We start from the raw sequence: 18,982 nt of genomic DNA, 5'->3' as shown, positions 1-18,982 counted from the left end.
CTCCATCCCTCATTTTGCTTGTTGGATTTCAAGAACTCATTGCGCGCGGCGGCGGGTCTTCATATCGAGCCAGACCGCGAGAATGACGATGATGCCTGTCACCAGCGGCTGCCAGTTGGCGCTGACCGACAGCAAATTCATGCCGTTCAGCACCAAGGTCAGGATCAGCGCGCCGATGAAGGTGCCGAACACAGTGCCGACGCCGCCGAACAGCGAGGTGCCGCCGATCAGCACGGCCGCGATCGCCGGCAGCGTCAGGCTTTCGCCGATGTCGGCTTCGGCCGAATTGAGCCGCGACAGGAAGATGATCGAGGCGAGCCCCGCCATGGTGCCTGATACCGCGTAGACGAGCAGCAGGCGTCGCGCGACGGGAATGCCTGACAGACGTGCGGCGATCGGATTGGCGCCGATTGCGTAGATCTCCTGGCCCCAGATCGTGCGCTGCGCGAACAACGTGCCGATCCCGAGAAACACCAGCAGCAGATAGACCGGGATCGGCAGGCCGAACAGATAGCCGCTGCCGATCTGGCGGAAGCCGGCCGGGAAGCCGTGCAGGGTCTCGCCTGCCATGTACCAATAGGTGAGGCCGTTCAACACCCAGAGCATGCCGTAGGTGGCGATGAAGGAGGGGATGCGGAGTGCGGTGACCATGATGCCGTTGAGGAGACCGACGATGCCGCCGCAGGCAAGTCCGGTGAGGATGCCGAGCGCCGGCGAGCCGGTCTTGTGGATCACGGTGCCGGCGATACAGGCGGACAGCGCGACATTGGCGCCGACGGAAAGGTCGAGGCCTGCGGTCAGCACCACCAGCGTCAGGCCGGAGGCGATGAAGAAGGTCAGGCTCGCCTGCCGGAGCACGTTAAGGATGTTGCCGAGGCTCAGGAAGGAGTCGCTGAGCACGGCGAGCACGGCGCAGATCAAGAGCGCCGCGAGCAGGCGGTAGAACAGCTGGACCGCGTCCTGCGAGAGGAAGGAGCGGGGCGGCGCGATGACGCCCTTGGTGATGTCGGTCATGCGCGGCTCCTGAGGCCATCGAGGAACAGCGCGACGATGACGAGCACGCCGACGCTGGCGACCTGCACCGAGGACGGCAGCGAGATTAGGTTCAGCCCGTTGCGCAAGACGCCCACCGCGATCACGCCGAGCACGGTGCCGAGCAGCCAGCCATTGCCGCGCTCGAACGACGTGCCGCCGACGGCGACGGCCGCGATGGCATCGAATTCCAGACCGAGGCCGGCGGTGGGATGGCCGGAGTTCATGCGTGCGGTCATCAACAGGCCCGCGATGCCGGCCATGGCGCCGCCGATCGCGTAGACCGCGATCAGCAGCTTGTTCGGCGACAGGCCGGCATAACGCAGCGCCTCGCGATTGCCGCCGAGGGCGAAGACGTAGGTGCCGAAGCGGGTGTGATAGAGCAGGCCGTGAAAGGCGGCGTACGTCACCAGCGCCATCACGATCGGAACGGGCACACCGAGCAAAGTCGCCGAATAGATGTCGCGCACGCTGTGTGGGATCCCGACCACGCTCTGGCCGTCGCTGACAATCAGCGACAGGCCCTGCGCCATGCCGAGCGTGCCGAGCGTCGCGACGAAGGGCGGAATGCCCAAGATCGCGACCAGCCAACCATTGGCGACGCCGAAGGCCGCGCCGACCAGCAGGCCGGCACCGAGGCCTAGCAGCATCGACTTGGTCGCGAGCGAGACGATCGCGACGCAGAGTGAGGTCAGCGTCAGCACCGCGCCCATCGACAGATCCAGCCCCTCGGTCATGATGATCAACGTCATCGGCAGGGCGAGCATGGTCAGGATGGTCGATTGCACCAGCACGTTAGAGAGATTGGCGACCGACAGGAAGCCGGGTGCGATCGCGCTGAACAGCGCGATCAGCAGCACCAGCACCATGGCAACACCGGGAATGCGTTGCAGCGGATTGGGTTGCGAAATGACCGCGGCCTCACGCATGATGCATCCCCAATCGCACGATGTTCTCCTCGGTCAGTTCGTCGCGGGTCAGATGGCCGGCAATCCGCCCCTCGCGCATCACATAGGCGCGGTCGCAGACATGGCAGATCTCGACCTGTTCGGAGGAGATCATCAGTGCTGCCGCGCCTTCCGCGACGAGACGGTCGATCAGCGCAAAAATCTCGGACTTGGCGCCGATGTCGATGCCGCGCGTCGGCTCGTCGAAGATGAAGAGTTTTGAGCCCGCTGCGAGCCATTTGCCGATCACGACCTTCTGCTGATTGCCGCCGGAGAGCAGGCCGACGGTTTGTCGCGCGCTGGGCGTGGCAATGCGCAGCTGACGGATCAGGCCGTCGGAGGTGCGCTGCGCGCCGCGCTGGTCGAACAGTCCGCTCGGAAAGAGCTTCTTTAGCGCTGACACCACCAGATTGTCGCCGACCGACCGGAGCAGCGCGAGGCCCTCGCTCTTGCGGCTCTCCGGGATCAGCGCGATGCCGCGGCGGGTGGCGAGGTCCGGCTCGCCGGAAATGGCCTTGCCGTCGAAGATGATCTCGCCTGACGTCACGGGATCGGCGCCGAAGATGGCGCGCGCAACCTCGCTCCGGCCCGAGCCGACCAGCCCGCACAGGCCGACGATCTCGCCCCGGCGCACTTCGATGTTGATGTCGGAGATGCCTGATGGCGCGGTCAGGCCCTTGACCTCGAGCAGCACTTCGCCCGGCTTCTCGGCAAAATTGCGCGGATAGCTCATGTCGACGTTGCGGCCGACCATCATGCGCACGAGCTGATCCGGTGTCACGTCGGCCGGTCGGACACCGTCGATGCGCCGGCCGTCGCGCAGCACGGTGATGCGATCGCCGAGGGCAAACACCTCGGCCATGCGGTGCGAGATGTAGACGATCGCCACGCCATCGACTTTCAGTCGTGCGATCAGAGCGAACAAGAGCTCGGTCTCGCGGTCGGACAGCGCCGCGGTGGGCTCGTCCATGACCAGGATGCGGGCATTCTGGCTGATCGCTTTCGCAATCTCGACCATCTGCTGCTGCGCTACCCCGAGCTTGTCGACGGTGGTGGAGGGATCGATGTCGAAGCCGATGGTGCCGAGCACGCGTTTGGCGTCGGCCAATATCCTGCGGCGGTCGATGGTACCCGGGATGCGCCCCTTCGGTTCCCGGCCGAGGAAGATGTTCTGGGCGATGTCGAGATAGGGGACCAGCGAGAATTCCTGGAAGATCACGGCAATACCGAGCTTCTGCGCATCCGCGGTCGAGGAGATCGCGACCTTCTCGCCCTTGTAGTAGAACTCGCCGGCATCGGCGCGATAGGCGCCGCACAGCACCTTCATTAGGCTCGACTTGCCGGCGCCGTTCTCGCCCAGCAGCATATGAACCTCGCCGGGATAGACGGCAAAGGATACGTCATCCAGCGCCTTGACGCCGGGAAACTCCTTGCTGATGCCGCGCAGCTCCAAGAGCGGTGTGGGCGAGGTGACCTCGATCGGAAGCGCGTCGCTCATATCTTGGCTCCGCTCGCGAAGATCTTTCCGGGATTCATCAATCCATTCGGATCGAGTGCCGTCTTGATGGATCGCATCACATCGACGGCCTCGTCGAGCTCGTCGGCGAGATAGTCGATCTTGCCGAGCCCGATGCCGTGCTCGCCGGTGCAGGTGCCGTCCATGGCGATGGCGCGGGCGACCATGCGGGCTTGCAGCGCCTTGGCGCCTTCGGTCTCCTCGGGCTTGGCCGGATCGATCAGGATCAGCATGTGGAAATTGCCGTCGCCGACATGGCCGACGATCGGTGCGGTAAAGCCGTGCTTGTCCGCATCGCGCCGTGTCTCAGTCAGGCATTCCGCGAGACGCGAGATCGGCACGCAGACGTCGGTGATCACCGCGCGAGCGCCCGGCCGCAGGCCGAGGCCGGCATAGAGCGTGTTGTCGCGGGCGTGCCAGAGCCGGCTGCGGTCCTCCGGCGCCTTGGCCCAGGCAAAGCCATGGCCGCCATGGTCGGCGGCGATCGCCTGCGCGGCCTCGGCCTGCTCGGCGACAGAAGTCTCAGAGCCGTGGAATTCGAGGAACAGTGTCGGCGACTCGCGATAGCTAAGCTTGGCGTAGGCGTTGATGCCCAGCATCATCACGTCGTCGAGCAGCTCGATGCGGGCGACGGGGATTGCGGACTGGATCACGGAGATCGCGGTGTCGACGGCGTCGTGCAGGGTGTCGAAATTGCAGACTGCCGCCGAGATGGCCTGCGGCACCGGGTGTACCTTCAGCGTAATCTCCGTGATAACGCCAAGCGTGCCTTCCGCGCCGACGAACATGCGTGTCAGGTCATAGCCGGCGGCGGACTTCCGTGCGCGCTTCGCGGTCCGGATCACACGCCCGTCCGCGAGCACCACCTCCAGCGCCATGACATTGTCCTTCATGGTGCCATAGCGTACGGCCATGGTGCCGGAGGCGCGGGTGGACGTCATGCCGCCGATCGAGGCGTCGGCGCCGGGATCGATCGGGAAGAACAGGCCGGTGTTGCGCAGTTCGGCATTGAGCTGCTTGCGGGTGATACCGGGCTGCACCACGACATCCATGTCGCTGTCGTGCACCGCCAGAACCTTGTTCATGCGCGCGAAGTCGAAGCAGACGCCGCCCGCGACCGAAGCCGCATTGCCTTCGAGCGAGGTTCCGGCACCGAACGGGACAATCGGCATGCCCGCGCTGGCGCAGAGCTTGACGATTTCGGCCACCTCCTGTGTCGTCTCAGGGAAGACGACGATATCAGGCGGCAAATTGCGGTAATGCGACTCGCTCTGCCCATGCTGATCGAGCACGCCGCGCGCGACGCTCGCGCGCGGGCCGATCATGCCGGTGAGGCGCTCGGCCAATATGCTCGTGCTGAACCGCGGTCCCATCCTTGCTCCCTGTTCGCTCCGATCGCGGACTCTTGCCGGTCCGCGTTGTCGTTCGGCTTAGGCGGCTCTTGCGCTGCTCGCAACCTGCTTCAAGCCGAAATCATAGTTGAGATGAAAATACTCGCGCTCCACCATGCGACCATCCGGCGCACGGCCGGCGGGATGACGGACGAACTCCCGGATCAGGCTGTCCTTCACGCCGAACACGACGTCGCTGTCGAGATATTGGTCGCCGGCAACGAACACGTGCGTCACCAGCTGCTCGAAACCTGGCGCCGAGATCATGAAATGCACATGTGCCGGTCGCCAGGGATGGCGGCCCTGCGCCTCCAGCATCTCGCCGACCGGGCCGTCATGCGGAATAGGGTAGGCCGCGGGCTTGATCGACCAGAAATGGAAGCGGCCATTGGCATCGGTCTGAAAGCGCGCGCGCATCGCGAGATCGCCGATCTGATCGAGCTGCTGCACGTCGTAATAGCCGTCATCGTCGGAGTGCCAGACGTCGACCACGGCGCCCGCCAGCGGCTTGCCGTCGACGGTCGAGACCGAGCCGGTGACCAGCATTGGATCGCCTTCCATCGGGCCGGAGATATCGGCGCCACTGTCCTTCTCCGGCGCGGCCTGGACGAAGAACGGGCCGAGCACCGTGGTTTCGGTCGCGCCCTCCGGCACCGGATGGTTGATCGCATCGACCAGCATGGAGACGCCGAGCGTGTCCGACAGCAGGATGAATTCCTGGCGCTTGTCGTCGCACATGTGTCCGGTGCGGGTCAGGAAATCGATGCCGTACTCCCATTCCTTCTGGGTCGGCCGCACCTCGCGGATGAAGGCGTGCAAGTGCCGCACCAGCGCCTCGCTGACCTCTTTGATCCGTGGGTCGGCTGCGCCCGCGATCCGCGCCAGCACCGCGTCCGTGATCGTGGTCTCGTTGAAATTACGCATATGTGCCTCCCTTGATCACAGCTTCGGCTCGCCGAGGCCGGACAACCGTTCGAGATGCTTGACTGTCGCAATGAAGTCGGTCTCGCCGTCGCCTTGTGCGACCAGGGAGCCATAGGTCTCGCGCACTTGCGCGGCGAGCTGCAGCGGCACGCCGACGGCGTGGCCGGCACCCAAGATCAGGTCGAGATCCTTGGCCATCTGCTTGCAGGAGAAGGTGGACTCGAAATCGCGGGTCCGCAGCGGCGCCGTCTTGTACTTCACCATCGGCGAGGCAACCGCGCTGTCGTCGAGCACCTTCAAGATATCCTGCCAGGCGATGCCCCCTTTGCGCGCCAGCGCCAGGCTCTCCGCCATCATTGCCGCCGACACAGCGATCATCAGATTGACGGACAGTTTTGCATAGCGTGCTTCCTCGGCCTGTCCGAGATAGGTCTGGGCGCGGGTGAAGGCGGCGAAGAGCGGCTTTGTGTTTTCGAAGGCGTCCTTCGGCCCTGAGACGAAACAGGTCAGCGCGCCGGTATGGACGATGCTGGCATTGCCGGAGACCGGCGAACGAAGATAGGCAATGCCGCGCGCCTGCGCGGCGGCTGCAACTTCGGTCGAGGCCTCGACACTCACGGTACTGGTCTCGATCAAGACGGCTCCAGGGGCCATCGCGGCGATGAGGCCGGCAGGACCGAGCAGCGCGCTGCGCAAGGCGGCGTCGTCGGGCAGGGACGTGACGACTGCGGTCTTGCCGCCCACGGCCTCGGCTGGCGAAGCGGCAATTGCAATGCCCTGCGCGCGTGCTTCGGTGATCCGCGCCGCGTTCTGATCGAACGCCGTGACGGCGTAACCGGCCTTGGCGACGAGCACCGACATCGGCAAGCCCATCTTGCCGATCCCGATGAAAGCGACGTGTTTCAGAGCATCAGTCATTGTTCTAGTCCATTGGCGCCCTCAGGCGGCGCGTCCCTGTCGTTCGATGTCCTGCACCAGCCGCCGCCCGGATCGCGCCAGCAGTTCTTTCTTGGTCTCCAGCCCTTCGACCAGCAACTGGCCGCTCCGCTTCTTCCAAGCGCCGCCGATCATGACCGCCTCGATGTTGGCGAGGCTCGTCTGCATCACGACGGTCGCTACGGGATCGTGCACCGGATGGAGATTGAGATCGGAGGCGTTGATAATGACGAGGTCGGCGAGCTTGCCCGGCGTCAGCGACCCGATCTGGTGCTCGCGGCCGAGCATTCGAGCACCTTCCGTCGTGATCCAGCGCAGCGCCTCGCGCACTGGAATCGTGGTCGTTGCCGGGATGGAGTCGCTGGCTTTGCGCGTCTCCGCATTGTCGAGCGCCCGCTGCATCGAGAGTGCGACACGAGCAGCGGAGAACAGATCGCCGGCCAGCACGGATTCCAGATCAATGCCAATCGTCGGCCGCACGCCGCGCTTGAGCAGCCGTCCGGTGATCGGAAAGCCGTGGCCCTGGATCATCTCGTTCTCGGGCGTCATCGAGAACGACACGCCGAGATCAATCATCCGGTCCAGCAACTGATCGGGCAGATCGTTGCCGTGAACGATATTGACGCCGGCGCCGACGAGGCCGGCCTCGATCAGCCTCTCCCAGCCGCCGGGCGTCTTGGCCGGACCGCCGCCCTGATGCATTGACGCGATCAGTTTGAGCTCCCGCGCCAGCCGGAAATCGTGCATGGCGACGTCGATGGTCGAATAATGCGGCCCAAGGATAGCAAGCCCGAGCGTGACGAGGCCGTCGCGGTCGGCGAGGGGGCCAGCCAGGAGTCGTTCGACCTCGCGGCGCGGGTGCGGTACTTCCGAGAAATGCGGCTCGCCCGGCTTCGGCTCGGGTTTTGGAGAGCCGTGGAAGAACGCGGCGCGGATGCCGCTCTCGATCAGCCCGCGAACCGCGGCGTCGGTATGATCAGGCGTCGGATTGTTGTGGCACCAGTCAACCAGCGTGGTGACGCCGTGGTTGATCTGGTTCAGCGCGCCGACCAGCGTCGCGATATGGATGTCCGCGGGCCGGAACACGGTCGCGAGGCCCGCATGCATGCGGCGGAAATATTCGAGCAGCGTCCAGTTCGCGGCAAAGCCGCGCAAGCCCGTCTGCCAGGTGTGCATGTGCGCGTTGATCAGGCCGGGGATGACGATGCGGGCTGTGCCGTCGACGATTTCAGTCTCGGCGGCACCGCTCCCGAGGTCGATCGATGGGCGCACGTCGGCGATGCGGTTGCCCTCGACCAGCACATCGCCGCTCGAAAGGTCGCCGATCGCGTCATCCATGCTGATGACAGTGGCGGATTTGATCAGCGTGCGTCGCATCGCGTCACGCCGCCGCTTTGATGGCGCTCGGCGGCTCGCCGGCCCAGGCGCGCGCGATGAGGTCGCGGATGGCGCCCCGTTCGAGTGGCCGCGGATTCCAGTAGGCATTCGTCACCGCGAGATCAGCCGCCTTGTCGATGCCGCTCTCGGGCATGCCGACATCGCGCAGCGCAAGCTTTGCACCCAACCGCTTCGCAAGGTCGTACAGCCCCTGCGACGCATCGGCCGCGCCGATTGCGCGCGAGATGCGTGCCATCGCATCGGGCACGGCCGGTGCGTTGTAGGCCAGCGCGTGCGGCAGCACGATGGTGTGCGTTTCGGCGTGCGGCAGGTCAAAAGTGCCGCCGAGCGTGTGGCAGAGCTTGTGATGCAGCGCCATGCCGACGGTGCCGAGGCAGACGCCGCACAGCCAGGCGCCATAGAGTGCTTCGGTGCGGGCCTCGCGGTCATCGCTCTTGGCGGCGATGGCGGGAAGGGCGCGCGCCAGCGCACGGATGCCTTCTTCCGCCATCAGCGAGGTCACGGGATTGGCGTCGCGTGCGTAGAGCGCTTCCACCGCATGCGCGATCGCGTTGATGCCGGATGTTGCGGCGAGACTCGCCGGCAGCGTCAGGGTGAGATCGACATCATAGATCACTGTCTCTGGCAGCACGGCGGCATCGCGCACCGTGGTCTTCAGGCCGTTCTCGGTCTGGCCCACGATGGGCGTCATTTCCGAACCGGCGTAGGTGGTGGGGATGCAGAGCTGGTTGACGCCGGTGCGCAAGGCCAGCGCCTTGCCAAGGCCCGTGGTCGAGCCGCCGCCGAGCGAGACCACGCAGTCCGCCTCGCACGCCTTCATCACGGCGAGCGCCCGTTCCGTGACCTCGACCGGCGTGTGCATGGTGGCGCCTGGAAAGATGCCCGCATAGAGCGACCCGAGCGCGGCACCGAGGCCCTTGCCTTGAGCCTCCTGCTGCGGAGTCGTCAGCACCAGCGCGCGCTTGCCGCCGAGCCGCTCGACCTCGGCCTTGGCGGAGGCCAGCGTTCCGCTGCCGAATACGACGCGGCATGGCAAGTTTTCGAAGGTGAACGAACCGATCATGCGCCGGTCTCTTTGATGGGATAATCGACCTGGAAACGCCCGATCCGCAAGTCGCCAAGCGCCTCGCGCACGCGCAGATGTTCGGGGTGGTTGGCGTAGGCGCTGAGCGCGGCCTGGTTGGCGAATTCGGAGAACAGGACCACGTCGCAGGCGTAGTCGACCGCGCTGACGTCCATGCCGACTTCGATATGGGTGAGGCCCTCGATCCGGCCCTTGAGGCCCTCGAACAGGGTCTTGACCTTGAGCCGGGCGGCGGAGCGCTCCTCGGGGCTCTCCCCGCGCAGCCGCCACATCACGATGTGCCTGATCGGGCCCGACATTTCCTGATTTCCTCGCCTGAGATAGTGCTTTGTTGGGGCCATTTTGCCTTGCAGAAATCGGAAATAAAGGTCAAAACTTGTAAGTCTCTTTTCCTCATTTCGAAAAAATGGACCGGCTGCTCCAACTCGAGGTGTTCGCCAAAACCGCTGAACTCGGCAGTCTTTCCAAGGCCGCCGAAATCCTGCGGATGTCGAACGCGGCGGCGAGCCGTCATCTGAGTGCGCTGGAGGAGCGGCTTGCGGTCCGGCTGATCGAGCGCAACACGCGCCGGCAATGGCTGACCGAAGCAGGGCAGGAGCTCCTGCAGCGTTGCAGCACGCTCTTGAACGAACTCGCCGAAGCCGAGGACGCCGTCTCCGATCGCGCGCTGTCGCCAAAGGGCATGCTGCGCGTGACGAGCTCGCTGTCTTTTGCGATGATCTACCTCGCGCCGATGCTGCCCGCCTTCCGGGCGCTCTATCCCAATCTCAGTGTGCAGATCATCAGCGCAAACCGCTATCCTGATTTCATCGAAGCCGGCATCGACGTTGCGATCCGCACGCGGGAGCACGAGCCGGATTCCAACATCATCGTCCGCCGCATCGGCCAGATGCATCGCGTGCTCGCGGCCGCTCCCTCCTATCTGGAGAAGCACGGCCGGCCGGAGCATCCCGCCGATCTCGCCCGGCACAACATGCTGGTCTACAATCTCGCCAATGATCCGTATTCGCTGCGGCTGAGCAAGGGCAGCACGACGCAGACGGTTCGGATCGCGCCGACGCTCGACAGCAATGACGGCCAGATCATCTGTGGTGCAGCGCGCGCGGGGCTCGGCATCCTGATCCAGCCGCTCTACATCGTGCAGGGCGATATCGCCGCCGGCCGGCTGGAGCCCGTCCTGAAGGGCTGGGAGCTGCCGCTGCTCACCATGAACATAGCCTATCAGAACCGCGTCAGGCTGCCCGCCAAGATCAGGGTCTTCTCGGACTTCCTGGTCAGCCACATCCGAGAGCATTCGGAGCCGGGTATCTGGATCGACGCGGCGAAGTGAACGGGACATATCCATGTATCTCGGCATCGATCTCGGCACCTCGGCGGTCAAGACCGTTCTCGTCGACGATGCGCAGCGCGTGATTGCAAGCGAGAGCCGGCCGCTCGCGACGGCCTCGCCGCGATCAGGCTATTACGAGCAAGATCCCGCGCAGTGGATCGCTGCAACCTTTGCCACGCTGGATGCTCTGAAGGCATCGCATGCCGGCGCGTTGGGGGCGGTCAAAGGCATTGGACTGTCCGGCCAGATGCATGGTGCCACGCTGCTCGATGCGAGCTTGAGACCCTTGCGGCCCTGCATCCTCTGGAACGACGGACGCTCGGCCGCGGAGTGCCGCATCCTGGAACAGCGCTGGCCCACCTTGCGTGCGGTGACGGGCAACAAGGCAATGGCTGGATTCACCGCGCCGAAGCTGCTCTGGATCGCCACGCACGAGCCTGACATCTTTGCGGCGACCAAGCTCGTTCTCCTTCCAAAGGCCTATCTGCGCCTGGTGCTGAGTGGCGAGGCCATCGAGGACGTTTCGGATGCATCGGGATCACTGTGGCTCGACGTCGCGCGCCGGGACTGGTCGGATGCGGCGCTGGCGGCGACCGGCCTGTCTCGCGCGCTCATGCCGCGCCTCGTCGAGGGCTGCGCGCCTGCCGGCACATTGCGTAGCGAGCTCGCGCAGCGCTGGGGCATGGCGAGGCCGCCGGTGATCGCCGGCGGCGCCGGCGACAATCCCGCGGGCGCCGTCGGCATCGGCGCGATCCGGCCGGGCACTGCATTCATCTCGCTGGGAACTTCGGGCGCCTTGCTGGCCCCCACCGACCGCATCGCCGCCAACCCCGATCGCGTCGTGCACACGTTCTGTCACGCCATCCCCGGCATGTGGATCGAGGCCGGCGCGATCCTCTCGGCCGCCTCCTGCCTCGCCTGGCTCGCGCGCTTGTTCGGCGTCGCCGAGGTCGAACTGCTGGCGCCGCTTGGCACGCATCCCAAGGCACCGTCGCCGGTGAGCTTCCTGCCTTATCTTGCGGGCGAGCGCACGCCGCACGATGATCCCTTCGCGCGCGGTATGCTCGATGACTTGAGCCATGGCACCGATCGTGGGACGATCGTGCAGGCGGTGCTCGAGGGTGTTGCCTTCGCGCTTGCCGATTGCCGAGACGCGCTCGCGGATGCCGGCATTACAATTGCGGAGGCCGACGCCATCGGCGGCGGCTCGCGCTCCGCTTTCTGGCTGTCGGTGCTGGCGAGCGTCTTGAATGTTCCCATTCATCGCTTCGCCGGTGGCGAGACCGGCGCCGCATTCGGTGCGGCGAGATTGGGGCGGCTTGCTGTCGCCGGCGAGGCAATTGCCGCGGTCTGCACACGTCCTCAGCGCATCGAGACATTCGAACCTGACGCCAGGCTGACGGATGCTTATGCCGAGCGGCTTCCCGCGTGGCGTGAACTGTATCGGCCGCGCCACTAGCTGGGCCAATCTGGTTTGCATACTTCGGTATACTCGCCTTCGGTATTGCCCTGCGTCAACCGCTTTTGTTTAATGACCAAACCGCGCTGACAAGAAGCTTGAGACGCGGGTAGGAAACGCATTGTGCGCCGGGAGGCACGATGAACGATCCGATCCTCGAGATGCGCGGGGTCTCGAAGACCTTCTTCGGCATCAAGGCGCTGCGGGCCGTCGATCTCACCGTCTATACCGGCGAAATCCATGCTTTGATGGGGGAGAACGGCGCCGGCAAGTCGACGCTGATGAAGATCCTGTCCGGCGCCTACAGGCCTGATCCCGGCGGCGAGATTCGCATCGAGGGCAGGGCGGTGCGGATCGAAGGCCCGCTCGGCGGCCGCGCTGCCGGCATCTCCATCATCTATCAGGAGCTGTCGCTCGCTCCCAATCTCACTGTGGCCGAGAATATCTATCTTGGCCGGGAAATCTCGCGATCAGGTTTGCTGGCGCGCGGGACGATGCGCGAGGGCGTCGGCCCCATCTTGACGAGACTGGGCGCGGACTTCCTGCCATCGACCTTGGTGGCGCATCTGTCCATGGGCCAGCGGCAACTGGTCGAGATCGCGCGTGCGCTGCACGCCAGATCAAAGATCCTGATCATGGATGAACCGACCACCTCGTTGTCGGCTGCCGAAAGCGAGCGGCTATTCGCCCTGATCCGCCAGCTTCGCGCCGAGGGGCTTGCCATCATCTACATCTCGCATCGCATGGACGAGGTCTACGCGCTCGGCGACCGCGTCACCGTGCTGCGCGACGGCCGGCTGGTCGGTTCGCTGGACAAGCCCGAGATCCGCGCGGACACCATCGTCCGGCTGATGGTCGGGCGTGACGTCTCCTCGTTCTACAAGAAGGATCATGATCCGGAGGCGGGGCGGGGCCATCCCGTGCTCGCAGCGATCGACATGGCCGATGGCCAGCGCGTCAAGGGTTGCTCGCTCACCGTGCATGCGGGCGAGGTGGTCGGGCTCGCCGGCCTGATCGGCGCCGGTCGCACCGAGCTTGCGCATCTCATCATCGGTGCGGCGCCCAAGACCTCCGGCCGGCTCGAGCTGGAGGGACGACCGGTCGAGATCCGCACGCCGGGCGAGGCGCTCGAGGCCGGCATCGCCTATCTGACGGAGGACAGGAAGGCGCTCGGCCTGTTTCTCGACATGTCGTGCCTGGACAACATCAATCTCGCCGTGCTCGGGCGCGATGCGAAGTTCGGCTGGGTGGTGGATCGCGACAAGGCGCGTGAGCGCGCCGACCGGGCCTTCGCAGGGCTTAGCATCCGCGCCGCCAATGTCGGCGTCGCCGCCGGTGGCCTGTCCGGCGGCAACCAGCAGAAGGTGCTGCTGTCGCGGCTTCTGGCCATTGCGCCAAAGGTGCTAATCCTCGACGAGCCGACGCGTGGTGTCGACGTCGGCGCCAAGTCGGAGATCTATTCGATCATCGATAATCTGGCCAAGGCCGGCACCGCGATCCTCGTCATCTCGTCCGATCTGCCCGAGATCATCGGCATCTGCGACCGCGTCGTCGTCATGCGGTCCGGGCACATCGCCGGCGAGATCAGGCGAACCGAGACGGCGCCACTAAACCAAGAGGATATCATGGCACTTGCCACGGGGATGGAGCATCTCGATGCCTGACAATGGTGCCTCGAAGGCTCAGGTCGCCTCGACGACGACCAACGGCGCTGCCGCGGAGACGAGACGCCAGCGGGTAAGGATGCTGATCAGCGCGCTCGGCATGCTGCCGGTGCTGCTGATCCTCTGCGTCGGCTTTCACGTGCTGTCCGAAGGCCGTTTCTTCACCGGACAGAATCTCGGCATCGTGCTGCAGCAGGCTGCGGTGAACACCGTGCTGGCCGCCGGCATGACCTTCGTCATCCTCACCGGCGGCATCGACCTCTCGGTCGGCTCGATCCTGGCGGCCTCCGCGATGGCCGGATTGACGCTCTCCAAGCTGCCGGAGCTGGGAATGCTGTGGCTGCCGGCCGCGCTGCTCACCGGCCTCAGCTTCGGCGTCGTCAACGGCGCGCTGATCGCGCTCCTACGCTTGCCGCCTTTCATCGTCACGCTCGGCTCTCTCACCGCCGTGCGCGGCCTGGCGCGCTTGCTCGGGGCCGACACCACAGTGTTCAATCCCTCCATTCCCTATGCTTTCATCGGCAACGGTTCGCTGACGCTGGTTCCCGGCGTCGCGTCGATCCCTTGGCTCTCGGTGATCGCCTTGTTCGTCATCCTCGTCTCGTGGCTGGTGCTGCGCCGGACCGTGCTCGGCGTGCATATCTATGCGGTCGGCGGCAATGAAAGCGCGGCGCGGCTTGCCGGCATCAAGATCTGGGCCGTGCTGATCTTCGTCTACGGTGTCTCCGGACTTTTCGCCGGGCTCGGCGGCGCGATGCAGGCGGCGCGGCTCTATGCGGCGAACGGCCTGCAGCTCGGTCAATCCTACGAGCTCGACGCCATCACCGCCGTGATCCTTGGCGGCACCTCGTTCGTCGGCGGCATCGGCTCGATCTGGGGCACACTGGTCGGCGCGCTGATCATCGCCGTCCTGTCCAACGGACTGATCCTCATCGGTGTCTCCGACATCTGGCAATATGTGATCAAGGGCCTGGTGATCATCGGCGCCGTGGCGCTCGATCGCTACCGGCTGCAAGGTTCGGCCAGGACCTGACAGGCTTGGTGCGCCTTGGATGCGAATTCCGTTGCGGCAACTGGTCTGCCGCGCCGGGGACGAAGACAGACCAGGGAGGAAGTCCATGTTGAAGACGATCATGCTCGCCGGCGCCGCGACGGCGCTTATTCTTAGCACTGTGCCGTCCTCGGCGAAGGAGCTCAAATCGATCGGCGTCTCGCTGGGATCGATGGGCAATCCGTTCTTCGTCGCGCTGTCGAAGGGCGCCGAGTTCGAGGCGAAGAAGACCAATCCCAATGTGAAGATCACCACGGTGGGATTCGAATACGATCTCGGCAAGCAGGTGACCCAGATCGACAATTTCATTGCCGCAGGCGTCGACCTGATCCTGCTCAACCCCGGCGACCCCAAGGCGATCGGACCGGCGATCAAGAAGGCGCAGGCGGCGGGCATCGTCGTCGTCGCGGTCGACACCGCGGCCGAAGGCGCGGACGCCACCGTGACCACGAACAACGTGCAGGCCGGCGAGATCTCCTGCCAGTACATCGTCGACAAATTGGGCGGCAAGGGCGACGTCATCATCGAGAACGGGCCGCAGGTCTCCGCCGTGATCGACCGTGTCGTCGGCTGCAAGAACGTGTTCGCGAAGAATCCCGGCATCAAGGTGTTATCCAGCGACCAGGACGGCAAGGGCTCGCGCGAAGGCGGACTCACCGTCGCGCAGGGCTATCTGACTCGCTTCCCCAAGATCGACGCCATCTTCGCCATCAACGATCCGCAAGCGATCGGCACCGATCTCGCCGCGCGCCAGCAGAACCGTAGCGGCATCGTGATCACCGCGGTCGACGGCGCGCCTGATATCGAGGCCGCGCTGAAAGATCCGCAGTCGCCGCAGATCCAGGCTTCCGCTTCGCAGGACCCGTTCTTCATGGCGCGGCGGGCCGTACAGGTCGGCGTCGGTATTCTCAACGGCCAGAAGCCGGCATCGACCGTCGAGCTGCTGCCGTCCAAGCTCGTGACGAGGGGCAACGTCGCCGAGTACAAGGGCTGGACCTCGGATCGCTCTCAGTAACTCGCGCTCCGCTAAAGCGCGATGAGATGAGGCTTGATCGCTGCAACGATGGAAGTGCGCTCCCTCTCCCGCTTGCGGGAGAGGGCTGGGGAGAGGGTGCTTTCGCAATGGGGAGGAGAAAACCCTCACCCGGCGCTTCGCGCCGATCTCTCCCGCACGCGGGAGAGGTAACCGAGCCGCAGCAATCGATCCAACCTAAAGCCATGTCGCTTTAGGACGCGAGACGACGGGCGACGTTTTAATCAACGCCGCCGCCAACCCAGGTGCGCCATCGGCCGTACGAGCGCCGGTGGCTTCAGCGGACAGTATATGGACTGGTGCGCGGAGACAGAATGGCGGAGGGAAATCTGCTCGCGAAGACACTGGTCTTGGGTTGGACGCGCGATCCGTCGATCACCTCGAGCCGGCCGCAGCGGTTCAAGGTGTGCAGCTTCCTGCCGGGCCATGCCGGTCCGGGCTTCAGAGAGTGGCGGACGATCTGCTTGAACGCCGTGGGCGACAGTTCGACCACCTCCGCCAGGGCAAGCGCTGCGCCGTATCCGTCGGTGCAGTCCTGGACCGGTCGCCACAATTTGTCATCGAGGGTGACGAAGTTCCCCGCCGGCCGCGTGCTGGCACGGTCGATCAAGACCGGATTGCTGGCGTGGGGCAGCCAGGGCCCCAAGAGGCGATCGGCGTAATAGATCGCCAGCGAATCCGAATAGCCAGCCGTTCCATCGCGCCAGGCTCCGAACAGATAGTGCAGGCCGTTGTGCCGCGTGATCGTGACGTCAGCCAGCTCGAGACCGGAAAGGAGCGTCGCATATCGCTCCCACTTGTCCGGAAATCGAACGCATTTGTAGAGGGCGACGTCGCCGCGGACCGAGCTCTCCGGGATCATCCACAGCGCGCCATCGTCCTCGATCAGAAACGGATAGGAGAGGTGCCAGGGCTCCTCCAGCACCGGCATCACCTCGCCGACCGGCCCCGCCTCATTAAACTCGATCGCCGAAATGATGCCTTTCCCGACGCGGTGATCGAGATCCTCGAAGAAGACGAATGTCCGTCCCTGCCATTTGATGGGAAAGGGATCGGCGTAGAAGTGGTTTCCAGGATCTCCCAGAACGCTCCAGCTTGGACCCGACAGATCTCGGGTCTGCCAGACGCCCGCGCCGTCATTGAAGCGCCATCCGATATGCCAATGCGGAGCATAGCAGCAGAGGCGATAGATCTCCTTGGCGATCGACACGGCAAGACCGCGCGCGACATAGCCAACGGGTCCGCGCGGCAGGCCATTTGCGGCGGGGCGCGCCAGCTGCGGCACGATGCGCGGACTTCCCGAGACGATCGCCGCCACCATGGTCAGGGTTCGCGCCATGACCGTTTCGAGTGCGCCGCTGAGGCCTGCGGCAATTTCTCCGGATGGATGGCCGCGGTCGAGGACTGAACCGTCGATCTCATTGACGATGTCGATCACGGGCAGGTCGCCGGCGAGAATGGCAGCGAGCGCCGCATTTTCGCCGGCAAGTCCGTTGAACAGCGGCCGAAGATACAGCCGGGCAGAGCGGTTCGGATCCCGCGCGGCACCCGTAAAATCGACGATCACGTCGGCCGTCTCGGTACGAACCTGTGTCCGTTCCGGAACGATCTTCAGCCTGTTGGCGCCGCTATGTTTGCCCTTGTGCAACACCACGCGCTCAAGCTCGAACAGGGCATCGAGACCCGCGGGCCGCGGCTCCGCCGTTGGCACCCATTCGATTTGAAGCGGAACGTCCCGGCCGTCGATCGCCAGTGTCTCGCGGCCCATCCACTGCCGCGCGTACTCGCGTTCACAACGAAACTCGATGATCATGTCGAGCCAATCTATTTCCACGTATCAGGTCAAATGACCTGGTCGAGAATTCGAACGTATTCCTCCACCATGGCATCTACCGAATAGCGCAATCTCAGGCCTTTGGCATTTTGTCGCAGTTCATCGCTCAACTGTTTGTCCGTCAGCAGCTTGGAGACGGCTGCGGAGAGCTTTGCATGATCGGAGGCATCGACGAAGAGTGCAGTCGGTCTCCTTTCGTAGGACAACACTTCACGCAGGACGGGAAGATCGGTCACGACCGAGGGAACCCCGGCGTTCGCGGCCTCGACCGCGGCCAGACCGAAGGTTTCGGCCTGTGTCGGAAAGACGAACACGTCCAGACAGGCCAGGAAGTCCGCCATTCGGCTGGGCGCGATTTCCCCGAGCAAGTGCAGTCGGTCCGAGACGTTCAAGTCGTTCGCGAGCTGCCTCAGCCGGGCCTCGTCGGCTCCCTGGCCAGCGAGCGCAAGGTGCCAGGACGGTTGATCCGGCAGCAGACGTATCGCCATGTCGAGCCGCTTGTGCGGATGCAGCCTGGCCGCGCAGCCCAGCAGGATGCAGTCCGGCGGCAGATTGAACTCATGTCGTGCAGCCTCCTTCGACAGGGTGAGGGCCTTGTCGTCGAAGCCGTGCGGCACATGCACCATGCGCGACCGGTAGGCCGCGGGATAGCGCGAATATTCGCGCTGCATATCCTGCGAATTGAGCGTGATGCGGTCAAAGAAGCCGAGGCTGCCCATGACGATGTCGGCGGTGCGGACCGGCCAGCTCATCGACAGCGCGGATGAGACCTGATTTGCGACAACCGGTGCACGGCTGACGAGGCGCGTCACGCCACCGCCGATGACGTTGCCGAAATGCTGGAACGTCAGGACGGCATCGGGCCTGGTGGTCCTGATATGGCGGCCGAGCGTCCACAGCATCCGCAGCAGCGCCACCGGATTGCCGGGCCGACTCGGCGCGCAGTAGAGCGTATCGGGTGGTTCATCGAACGAGTCCGATTTGCGGAAGAAGAATAGATTGGTGACCCGGTAGCCGCGAGCGGTCAGCCCGGCGCCGAGAAGCCGCGAGATCTCCTGCGCACCGGCGTTCTCGGCCTGGGTTTGTGCGAGCAGCACGTGCAGCTTCGGCCCGCGGCTGTCTGGCCGCGTCGCGCTCGTCTCGCCCAAGTCCTTGTTCGGCTGATAATGGAGCACGGATCCCGACCCGCTAAAGAAACGAAATCTTCACCTTCTTAACTCCGTACCTATCATGCGGGCATCGCGTGGACACCGACTAGCAACAAACGGAGTTAATGCGAGGCTATGGCTGCGACGTTGTTCGCGCAGCATTTCCGCTGGTTCCCGGATGACGCACAGCGCGCGCGTTAACCAATCTGTCTTGCGCACTGCCGGCGCGTGACTG

Annotated in this window: 16 protein-coding genes; 5 read left to right on the top strand and 11 right to left on the bottom strand. The window is 64.8% G+C overall.

All coding sequences use genetic code 11. The annotated features are described in order from the left end of the window. Positions 1–36: 36 nt before the first annotated feature. Genes P6U29_RS26750 through P6U29_RS26710 form a run of 9 tightly spaced genes read right to left on the bottom strand, consistent with a single transcriptional unit; the run spans position 37 to position 9,527 of the window. Positions 37–1,014: an ABC transporter permease gene (locus P6U29_RS26750; protein WP_407113073.1), complete on the bottom strand. Its 978-nt coding sequence runs from the start codon at positions 1,012–1,014 to the stop codon at positions 37–39. Further along, a complete protein-coding gene (locus tag P6U29_RS26745; RefSeq protein WP_407113072.1) occupies positions 1,011–1,961 on the bottom strand; it encodes an ABC transporter permease in 951 nt (316 codons plus the stop codon). The genes P6U29_RS26750 and P6U29_RS26745 overlap by 4 nt, the downstream gene beginning before the upstream one ends. After that, positions 1,954–3,477, bottom strand: a complete 1,524-nt coding sequence (locus P6U29_RS26740; protein WP_407113071.1) for a sugar ABC transporter ATP-binding protein — start codon at positions 3,475–3,477, stop codon at positions 1,954–1,956. The genes P6U29_RS26745 and P6U29_RS26740 overlap by 8 nt, the downstream gene beginning before the upstream one ends. Beyond that, on the bottom strand, positions 3,474–4,868 hold the full coding sequence (locus tag P6U29_RS26735; protein WP_407113070.1) for an FAD-linked oxidase C-terminal domain-containing protein: 1,395 nt from the start codon (positions 4,866–4,868) through the stop codon (positions 3,474–3,476). The genes P6U29_RS26740 and P6U29_RS26735 overlap by 4 nt, the downstream gene beginning before the upstream one ends. A 57-nt stretch (positions 4,869–4,925) precedes the next feature. Further along, the gene (locus P6U29_RS26730) at positions 4,926–5,810 is read right to left on the bottom strand and encodes an intradiol ring-cleavage dioxygenase (protein ID WP_407113069.1); all 885 of its coding nucleotides are present in this window, start codon (positions 5,808–5,810) and stop codon (positions 4,926–4,928) included. 15 nt (positions 5,811–5,825) lie between these two features. Continuing rightward, positions 5,826–6,728: an NAD(P)-dependent oxidoreductase gene (locus tag P6U29_RS26725; RefSeq protein ID WP_407113068.1), complete on the bottom strand. Its 903-nt coding sequence runs from the start codon at positions 6,726–6,728 to the stop codon at positions 5,826–5,828. Between the two features lie 21 nt (positions 6,729–6,749). Continuing rightward, positions 6,750–8,123 (bottom strand): amidohydrolase family protein, encoded by a 1,374-nt coding sequence (locus P6U29_RS26720; protein ID WP_407113067.1) that lies wholly within the window; start codon positions 8,121–8,123, stop codon positions 6,750–6,752. 4 nt (positions 8,124–8,127) lie between these two features. Further along, positions 8,128–9,207 carry a maleylacetate reductase gene (locus P6U29_RS26715; RefSeq protein WP_407113066.1) on the bottom strand — a complete coding sequence of 360 codons (1,080 nt, stop codon included), beginning with the start codon at positions 9,205–9,207 and terminating at the stop codon, positions 8,128–8,130. Then, the gene (locus P6U29_RS26710) at positions 9,204–9,527 is read right to left on the bottom strand and encodes a Dabb family protein (RefSeq protein WP_407113065.1); all 324 of its coding nucleotides are present in this window, start codon (positions 9,525–9,527) and stop codon (positions 9,204–9,206) included. Before P6U29_RS26710 ends, P6U29_RS26715 begins: the two co-directional genes overlap by 4 nt. 107 nt (positions 9,528–9,634) lie before the next feature. Between P6U29_RS26710 and P6U29_RS26705 the strand changes: the two genes are divergently transcribed. The 5 genes from P6U29_RS26705 (at position 9,635) to P6U29_RS26685 (ending at position 15,747) form a co-directional block, all read left to right on the top strand. Further along, positions 9,635–10,558 (top strand): LysR family transcriptional regulator, encoded by a 924-nt coding sequence (locus P6U29_RS26705; RefSeq protein ID WP_407113064.1) that lies wholly within the window; start codon positions 9,635–9,637, stop codon positions 10,556–10,558. A gap of 13 nt (positions 10,559–10,571) precedes the next feature. Then, positions 10,572–12,017 (top strand): xylulokinase, encoded by a 1,446-nt coding sequence (gene xylB, locus P6U29_RS26700; RefSeq protein WP_407113063.1) that lies wholly within the window; start codon positions 10,572–10,574, stop codon positions 12,015–12,017. A gap of 140 nt (positions 12,018–12,157) precedes the next feature. Beyond that, positions 12,158–13,681, top strand: coding sequence for a sugar ABC transporter ATP-binding protein (locus P6U29_RS26695; RefSeq protein WP_407113062.1), 1,524 nt, complete (start codon positions 12,158–12,160; stop codon positions 13,679–13,681). Further along, positions 13,674–14,714 (top strand): ABC transporter permease subunit, encoded by a 1,041-nt coding sequence (locus P6U29_RS26690; protein ID WP_407113061.1) that lies wholly within the window; start codon positions 13,674–13,676, stop codon positions 14,712–14,714. The genes P6U29_RS26695 and P6U29_RS26690 overlap by 8 nt, the downstream gene beginning before the upstream one ends. Positions 14,715–14,799: 85 nt before the next feature. After that, positions 14,800–15,747 carry an ABC transporter substrate-binding protein gene (locus P6U29_RS26685; RefSeq protein ID WP_407113060.1) on the top strand — a complete coding sequence of 316 codons (948 nt, stop codon included), beginning with the start codon at positions 14,800–14,802 and terminating at the stop codon, positions 15,745–15,747. A 295-nt stretch (positions 15,748–16,042) separates the two neighbouring features. On the opposite strand, the gene P6U29_RS26680 is transcribed toward P6U29_RS26685, so the two are convergent. Both P6U29_RS26680 and P6U29_RS26675 read right to left on the bottom strand, forming a co-directional pair. Beyond that, positions 16,043–17,578, bottom strand: coding sequence for a hypothetical protein (locus tag P6U29_RS26680; RefSeq protein WP_407113059.1), 1,536 nt, complete (start codon positions 17,576–17,578; stop codon positions 16,043–16,045). Positions 17,579–17,607: 29 nt separating this feature from the next. Beyond that, a complete protein-coding gene (locus tag P6U29_RS26675; protein ID WP_407113058.1) occupies positions 17,608–18,774 on the bottom strand; it encodes a glycosyltransferase family 4 protein in 1,167 nt (388 codons plus the stop codon). Between the last annotated feature and the right edge of the window lie 208 nt (positions 18,775–18,982).

It is taken from the genome of Bradyrhizobium sp. LMG 9283, from assembly GCF_045571415.1.
Lineage (GTDB): Bacteria > Pseudomonadota > Alphaproteobacteria > Rhizobiales > Xanthobacteraceae > Bradyrhizobium.
Note: the sequence above shows the minus strand (reverse complement) of the source record. Positions and strands in the feature narration are given on the sequence as shown.